Annotated in this window: 6 protein-coding genes and 1 pseudogene; 3 read left to right on the forward strand and 4 right to left on the reverse strand. The window is 39.1% G+C overall.

Annotation, left to right across the window (positions count from 1 at the left end):
• A pseudogene (locus A0F92_RS06390) lies at positions 1-494 on the reverse strand (alpha-rhamnosidase); the annotation flags it as partial.
• Between the two features lie 266 nt (positions 495-760).
• On the opposite strand from A0F92_RS06390, the gene A0F92_RS06395 reads away from it, so the two are divergent.
• Positions 761-1,837, forward strand: coding sequence for a cbb3-type cytochrome c oxidase N-terminal domain-containing protein (locus A0F92_RS06395; protein ID WP_068243090.1), 1,077 nt, complete (start codon positions 761-763; stop codon positions 1,835-1,837).
• A gap of 43 nt (positions 1,838-1,880) precedes the next feature.
• Here the strand turns inward: A0F92_RS06395 and A0F92_RS06400 are convergent, their stop codons facing one another.
• Positions 1,881-3,194 carry a Gfo/Idh/MocA family protein gene (locus tag A0F92_RS06400; RefSeq protein WP_068243094.1) on the reverse strand — a complete coding sequence of 438 codons (1,314 nt, stop codon included), beginning with the start codon at positions 3,192-3,194 and terminating at the stop codon, positions 1,881-1,883.
• A 97-nt stretch (positions 3,195-3,291) separates the two neighbouring features.
• Positions 3,292-4,650: a 3-keto-disaccharide hydrolase gene (locus A0F92_RS06405; RefSeq protein ID WP_068243098.1), complete on the reverse strand. Its 1,359-nt coding sequence runs from the start codon at positions 4,648-4,650 to the stop codon at positions 3,292-3,294.
• Positions 4,651-5,015: 365 nt separating this feature from the next.
• Between A0F92_RS06405 and A0F92_RS06410 the strand changes: the two genes are divergently transcribed.
• Positions 5,016-5,939 carry a sugar phosphate isomerase/epimerase family protein gene (locus A0F92_RS06410; protein ID WP_068243101.1) on the forward strand — a complete coding sequence of 308 codons (924 nt, stop codon included), beginning with the start codon at positions 5,016-5,018 and terminating at the stop codon, positions 5,937-5,939.
• A gap of 70 nt (positions 5,940-6,009) precedes the next feature.
• Positions 6,010-6,771, forward strand: a complete 762-nt coding sequence (locus A0F92_RS06415) for an SDR family NAD(P)-dependent oxidoreductase (RefSeq protein ID WP_068243104.1) — start codon at positions 6,010-6,012, stop codon at positions 6,769-6,771.
• 65 nt (positions 6,772-6,836) lie between these two features.
• Here the strand turns inward: A0F92_RS06415 and A0F92_RS06420 are convergent, their stop codons facing one another.
• Positions 6,837-8,270, reverse strand: coding sequence for a hypothetical protein (locus A0F92_RS06420; RefSeq protein WP_068243107.1), 1,434 nt, complete (start codon positions 8,268-8,270; stop codon positions 6,837-6,839).
• Positions 8,271-8,376 lie beyond the last annotated feature (106 nt).

Below are 8,376 nucleotides of genomic sequence, written 5' to 3' on the forward strand. Positions count from 1 at the left end.
GGCCGATAAGCCATACACCGATAACTCTTCCAGGTGCTATTGGTATTGAGTATTTTTTCTAATGCATCATCGCCCACCAATACCCAAGCGGTACGGTGCGAAATTTGCGCTTCAGGCCGGTAATGACCTTCATTCCAAATGGCAGTTGCAATGGTATTGATGCCCTGCTGTAAATAGGGGGCAATATCAATCGTGGCAAATTTCCAGAAATATAAATCGCTTCGGGCAGGGCCAATACTTACTAATTTACCATTGATAAACAGTTGATAACGATTATCGGCTGAAATGTGAATGATGAACTGATTGGGCTTGGATGGCAGAGTTATTTGCTTTCTAAAAAAATAAACCCCATAATTGGTAGGCGGGGTATTGGGTGCAGCTATCCAATAAGCAGGCCAGGTGTTTTTTAAAAGAGAAGGATTAATTTGTTGAGCATATACCCCATTACCTAGTAGCAACAGATATAAGCAAGCATAAGCAATTCGTTTTTTCATCTTCAAAAAATTAGGTATTGAAAAAATGCAACCCCATTCACCACATAAAATTTCATTAAAAGTTACTTCAATTTACCACCCTATTTTAATTTTTCTATTTTTTTATTTTAGCTCCAATCAATAAAAGAAAGCACTATACCGCTACAACAAATACAAAATAGAATGCAACGGGGAAGAATGGCTTAGTGATATGACGAGCATCATACTTTATATTTTGAGGAGAGAATACATTGCTTTCATAATACACAACAACGCATTCACACTATATGGAAACAAATACGCAAATTTCGCAAACGCACTTTCTGCAACATCAAAAGCCATATCGCATATGGAAACTCATACAAATTATATTTTGGATAATTGGATTGGCTATTTTCTTTGCTTTGGTTTTTTTCCCTAAAACAGGTGTGCTCATTTTTTGGAATATATTGATTCCGGTTGCTCCTGCCTTATTGGTATTTGCAACCGGCTTATGGCGAAATGTTTGTCCGTTATCTACCACTGTTTTACTACCAAGATATTTTAATTTATCGAAAAGAAACCGCATGAGTGTACAATGGCAAACCAGGTTACAATTTGTCTCTATCTTATTATTGTTTATCATTGTTCCTTTACGGCATCCTATATTTAACAATAACGGGCATGCTACTGCCATTTTATTAATGATGCTCATTGCCATTGGAATTACGATGGGTTTTTTCTTTGAATGGAAAAGTGCCTGGTGTTCAACCATTTGCCCCATTCATAGTGTAGAGAAATTATATGGTGAAAAACAATGGCTTACATTACCCAATGCACATTGCACCGCATGTGCAAACTGCTCTTTACCTTGTCCGGATTCTACACCTGATTTTCATCCAGGCAAAGCACACAAATCGTTACTACAAAAAATAAATGCGTTATTGATTATTGGCGGATTACCCGGATTTATTTGGGGTTGGTTTCAAGTGCCCGATATTCAATCTCCAATACCGCACTTTAATGCTTTGAGCACCTATGGTTTACCCTGGATGGGCGCCACAGCATCTATCATTCTTTTTCTGTTTTTAATATCCTTTCTCGACAAAAAATCAACAGAAATACTTATTCAAATGTATGCAGCAGCAGGTGTTTCTATTTATTATTGGTACAGGATTCCGGAGCTATTTGGATTTTCAAAATTTAGTAATGATGGGTTATTGATTTCGTTAAAAAACAGCTTGCCACAGTGGGTGGTAACCTTCTTTGTGATAACAATTATTGTAATATTTATTTGGTGGCTGGTGTTTAAAAAACCCACCAAGAAAAGTTGGCTGATTCGTCCGGCATTTGTAAATAGAAACAATCAGTCAATCCAACATTAGGATATTGATTAAACAAATATCGGATATTGCAATACACAGCACATTATATTTCAGGTGCCCAACCTGGCTCATAAGTCCTTCCCCAAAGTGCCATAGCTTCAGCATCATCCAAAATATGGCCATTCCCGGCATCACAATACAAAGTACGGCCTACCCTTTGTGCAATATTGGCAAGATGACATAGTAAAACACTTTTACTACCTTCCGTTACCGGTGAGGTGATTTTAGTTTCGCCACGCACTGCCTGAATAAAGTTGCTAAAATGATAAAAATCTAAATTACCATTGGCACTCACCGGATTAGAAGGATCGGCTACTACCTCACTCTTTACTGCTTTCACCAATTTATTATCGTTATCATAAATAGCATAATCGCCACCGCCTTTATTCACCAAAGTACCTTTATCGCCATAAATAATAAAACCTCTGCCGGCGCCTTCAACAGGATAAATATTGCAGCTCCTGCTTTCCCAGGTAATGGCTTTTTGATGGCCAAATTCAAATCCGGCTACTTGTGTATCGGGGGTTTGCCAATCGTCTTTAAAAGCATAACGCCCTCCACTTGACGAAACTTTGGTTGGATAATCAACATTTAAAAACCAACGACAACAATCTATTTCATGCGTTCCATTATTACATGCTTCGCCGGTTCCCCAATGCCAAAACCAATGCCAGTTATAATGTATCAGATTATCCTGATAAGGTTTTCTGGGTGCAGGCCCCTGCCATAAATCATAATCTAATGTAGCAGGTACCGGTACTACCTTGCCGTAGCCAATGCCGGTACGGTTATTGGCATACCAACCTTTAGCAAAATAAGTATTACCAATAATGCCGTCATGCACTAAGTTTACTGCTTCTATTAAACTTGGGAAAGACCTGCGCTGATTACCCATTTGAATGAGTTTTCCATACCGCTGCATGGCGGTAACAATCATTTCGCCTTCATGCGGATTTTGTCCGCACGGCTTTTCCACATACACATGTTTCCCGTTTTGAACACCTAAAATGGCTGCAGGTGTGTGCCAATGGTCGGGAGCTGCAATTACCAAAGCATCAAAATCTTTTTGTGTAACCAACTTACGTATATCATGTACTACAATGGGCTTCCGTTGGGCAGCTTTTAAAGCATCTAATCCGTTTTTAATAGCTCCGGCTTCCACATCGCAGATGTATGCCACTTCAACATTGGGCAATTGTGAAAAACTTTTTGCCAAATAAGCTCCCCTGCTGTTTACGCCCATAACGGCCACCACCACTTTATTACTCGGGGCTAATTTGCCAAAAACCGGAAAGTTTAAAATAGTTACACCTGCCGATGCAAGTGATACCTGTTCAATAAATTTTCTTCGTTGCATGTTATTTTTTTATGTACCCGGCTGCAAAATTGCTATGATGCTGCTGTTGCGTCGCACACTTGTACTATTGTAACGCTATGCAGCTAATTTGTTTCAACTATTGCAATGGTTTTATTTTAATGCTTCTATAGCTTACTTCATTGCCATGATCCTGCAATAAAATATGCCCTTGCTTTGCCTCGCCAAAATTTTTCCAGATTTTAAATTTGCTAATGGCTACCAACGCTCTAAAAGCCGGTGAGCCTCTGTCGTACTCCAACACTTTTATTCCATTCAAATAATGTTCAACATGATTGTTGGGATATACCACTATTCTCCCTGTGTTCCAACTGCCAATAGGATGTACAAACCGAGCCTGCTTTTGTGCAGGAATTATATCGTACAACGATGCCAAAGTTCTGTCGCCATCACGGCCCAATTTGGCATCGGGATGCAAGGCATCATCTAATACCTGGTATTCTAATCCAATGGCAGAGCCTTCATTGTGTTCTGTAAGGGTTACAAAATATTTTACGCCACTGTTGGCACCCGGGGTTAATTTAAAATCGAACGACAAATCAAAAGCACTGTATTGGCCTAAAGTAACTACATCACCTCCATTTCCTCCTTCTTTTCCTTGCGATGATAAAACGGTTATCATGCCGTCTTTTATTTGCCAATCGGTTTTAGGAAAATGGTCTTTATAAGCACCACGCCAACCATCGCTGTTCTTTCCATTGAACAATAAAGTCCAGCCCCAGTTTTTTTCTTCATTGCATAAATAGTTGGGTATATTGTTTACAACGTACACGGGTTTGTGAAAGGGTGTTGGATGCAAGTTTCCTGTTTTAATGCGTATATTTTTAAAATATACCTTTTCGCCGGACAGAGCCGTATTGTTGCCAATACTATGTACCTGTAAGGCAATAAATCCTTTTGCATCCATTGTATCCACTACATAAGCAGCGGGTACACCATTAATCCATGTTTTTATCTCATGGCCAATACATTCAATTTTAATATGATTAAATTGGCCGGGTAGGTATGCTTTTTGTGCTTCGGGATTTAGACTGAGCGGATATAACCAGTCGCGGCGGGCTTCATCATACAATCCGCCGGTCCATTTTCTGGAAGAAGGGTCTAATTCATACTGATATCCGTAAACCCTTCCATCTGTATTTACATGGCTTCTTAGCTGTATACCCGAATTGGAAGTACTGTCGGTTAGTTTGGCATCTAATTCTAAAACAAAATTGTCGTATTCTTTTTCGGTTCTTAAAAAACTATTGGGGGAACCCACAACCGTTTCTCCTACAATCATCCCATCCTGAACAGCATACTTTGCAGTTCCTGCTGCCTGTTGCCAGCCCGTTAAATTTTTTCCATTAAACAATGAAACCCATTGTTGTGCGTGTAGGTTCGCAGTAACAAGAAATGATAATAACAATAGTTTTGAAAGGAACCGATTTTTGTTCATATGACAGCAATTAAGGAAATTAAATGTACAACGTTATACGTATTTCTGCAATTAAAAACTGCTTATGAATATGATGTTTTTGCCATTTCATTTTTTCAATACCACGTTCAAATTCAATTTCATCATTTGTTCAGATAGCGAACCTATTTTTTTAAAGATATGTAAACCCATAGTTCTTGAAGCTTGTACTTGATAATTATCAAAAAATTGTGTGCCATTGCATATAAAAAACTGTTAAATGCAGCAATAAAGTGCGTTTTAACTACTAAACTACTCTATTCAACAACCACCCAACAATATTTTAAAAAATTGGGCTTTCAACAAACCAAAACAAAAATCTACCTTTAAAACATAAACCAAAAGGTATGCTAAAACGTAGAGATTTTTTAAAAACAACAGGCATTGCTGCATTAAGCGGCTTAGCCATTTCTAAAACACTGGGCTCCGGTTTAAATTGGGAGGCAATGCCGCCTGCCGGAGTACAATTATATACTTTTTTTAATGTAATTGATACAGATGCTCCCGGCACCTTGCAAAAAATTGCTGCTATTGGCTATCAAAATATTGAATCGGCTTTTAGTAAAAAGGGAGGCTATTATGGTATGAAGCCGCAGGAATTTGCTGCGCTGGTAAAAGACAAAGGCTTATCCTGGAAATCGCACCATGTATTGGGAGCTCCTTTTCAAATGCCGCCGGGAAGAAAACTACCTATTGGACCCGATGGGAAACCCATCACCATACCACCCATGAAAAACCTGCGAGACAATATGCAGGAACTGGTAGATGATGCAGCAGCAGGCGGCATACCTTATTTGGTATGTGCCAGTATTCCACTCAATACTACAGAGCAAATAAAATCGTCGATTGATGTTTTGAACAAAACAGATGAGGCCTGCAAAAAAGCCGGAATCCATTTTGCTTACCACAATCATTACACTGAATTTAAAGCAGTGGATGGTGTATTGCCTTATGATGTAATTTTAAAAGAAACACCGGTACAATTAGAACTTGATTTGGCATGGGCTACCAAAGCCGGCGTACATCCGGTTACACTTTTTAAACAACATCCGGGTCGTTTTCCGCTTTGGCATGTAAAAGATATTGATAAAGCCTTGGAAAAACCATTACCCGTAGGAACCGGCGTTGTTGATTTTAAAAATATTTTTGAACATGCCAAAACTTCGGGAATGCAATATTATTTTGTGGAGCATGATAATCCCGCCGATCCTTTTGCAAGCATTACTACCAGCATGCAAAACCTGAAAAAAATCTGGAATAGTATTGCATAAATGCATGGTAAAAAGTTTTTAAACTAAACCATGCAATATTTGTAATGTTATATGTATCAAAAATCATTATATGAATCATTCTTCAATAGCATTGGTTACCGGAGGCAGCCGAGGATTAGGAAAAGATATGGCTTTAAGTTTAGCACGTAAAGGCAACCACATTATTATTACCTATCAGCAAAACAAAGAGCAGGCGTTACAAACAGTGCAGGCACTGGAAAAATTAAATGTGAAAGCATTGGCATTACAACTCAATCTTTCAGATACAAAATTTATTCCTCCTTTTATAGCAACATTTAAAACATCGCTGCAAACATATTTTCAAGCTACACATTTTGATATTTTAGTGAACAACGCCGGCATGGGCGCTACTGTTCCATTTGAGCAGGTTACAGAAGCATTGTTTGATGAATTTTTAAATGTGCATTTTAAATCGGTTTATTTTTTAACGCAACACTGTGTTCCTTTCATGAACAATGGAGGTTGCATTATCAATATTTCAAGCGGCACCACCCGTTATTGCAATCCCGGTTATTCCGTTTACTCCTCGATGAAAGGCGCCTTAGAAGTATTTACACGTTATTTGGCCAAAGAGCTGGGCCATAAAGGTATTAGGGCCAATGTTGTTGCGCCCGGACCTGTTGAAACAGATTTTAACCATGCTGCCATTCGCAACAATCCGCATATGAAAGAAAGACTGGCATCGCTTTCACCATTAGGGCGGGTAGGCGTTGCCGAAGACATAGGTGGTGTTGTAGCTTTTCTTTGCAGTGAAGATGCACGCTGGGTAAATGGCCAGCGAATTGAAGTAAGTGGCGGTATTAATATTTAAGCGTCAACAACAAAAATCACCATCGTTTCCCTGCAACAATGGTGATTTTCATCAGCACCAATCATTTATAATTTCAATAGGCCGCTTGCCAACAATTGGGTTTGCTGCAAAGCGCCTTTCGCATAAGGATCCGGCAACAGCAATTCTTTATCTATGGCTTGCCGGGTTGATAATGTTACATTTATGATGGGCTGCACCTGCTGAGTTATGGCCCATAAAGAGGCTGTTCCATTCCATTGCTGTACTTTTTCGGTAGAACCTATTTCAAACCGAATATCATGTTTGCCAGTATTTTCAAGTACAATTGAATAACTACCCCAATAGCCATCTTGTTGTTGTTTGGTTGCATTCAATTTTTGGCCGTTTACCATAAATTGTATGTCAGGAAGTGGTTTGCCCATATTGCTGCTATCCGGTTGCAGCATCACCACCAATCGTGTGGTGGTAGTATGTGCATCTATTGTAACAGTGCCGCTTACTGTATTTTCCGAAAACTGTATGCCTGCTGCAATGGGTGCAGGAAAAGATTGTTGTGTAATTTGAATGTCATTGATATTTTGTTCTTTTTCTGAAACCTTAACAGCCTTCACCATCCATGGATTTAATAGTTGCACCTTGCCGGTTGTAGCCATTACCCGAAGTTGTTGCGAATGGCCATTCTGCCCAGCAATATTCATTACTGCATTTGCCAATAATGGCTTTTTTGCATTTTGTACAGGATAAACCTGATACACCGCTACTTCAAATCCTTGTAAAGCCGGTAAGGTGATGGTAGCATCGGCTGCATATAAATCGGGAGCAATCCAATGCGTAGGATATACTCTTTCCAATACCAACGAAGCAGCAGTATCCACCAATCCCTGTTGCGAAGATAACTGAACGGTAAGCTGCTGTGTTTGTATTTTCGGATTGCGAACTGCAATAATCCCTTGATTGTTTTTAAAATGAACAAATCCATAAGCGTTACCGGTAGCGGGCTTTCCTCCCACCATGTAAGTTTTATCAAGTACACTAAAATTTTCCTTTGCCCAGTTTAACGATTGGCTCAATACTTCCCACTCGTTGGCGTGCAGTAAATCGGGGGAGAGATATAATTCATACATCGTAACACCTCTGCTAAAATAAAATACAACATCATCGGCAAACTTGGGTAACGGATCGTCATTGCCGCCAATTGAGGCTAAATTACCTTTAATAATTCCATGCGTCATCATATTACTCAAAGGAAACCAAACATTCTGCCGATTAAAATCATCATACAATACAATATCTTTATAAGTCATGGCAGCATCCCGATCGTTAATGACTGGCGTATTGGCATAACCATAATCAGCGCCTTGCATCCAGATTTGGTTGGCATATTGCAGCCACCACGGACTCAACCAGGTACCGGAAGTAATGTTTAAATATTCATTCGGATTAATGGCGCGTACAGCCTTACACTTTTCAATAATACTTTCTACAGCAGCTCTTCTGGAATTCTGACTAACGTAAGACATAGTTGTTAAAAATTAGTAGTTACTATTCCCAAGTCTTCGCTAGTTATTTCAAATTTACCGATTTGCTTTTTCATTTTTTTGATTAGCCCCATTTTTCTTTTCTGAT

This window comes from Hydrotalea flava (assembly GCF_001623405.1).
Classification (GTDB): Bacteria; Bacteroidota; Bacteroidia; order Chitinophagales; family Chitinophagaceae; genus Hydrotalea; species Hydrotalea flava.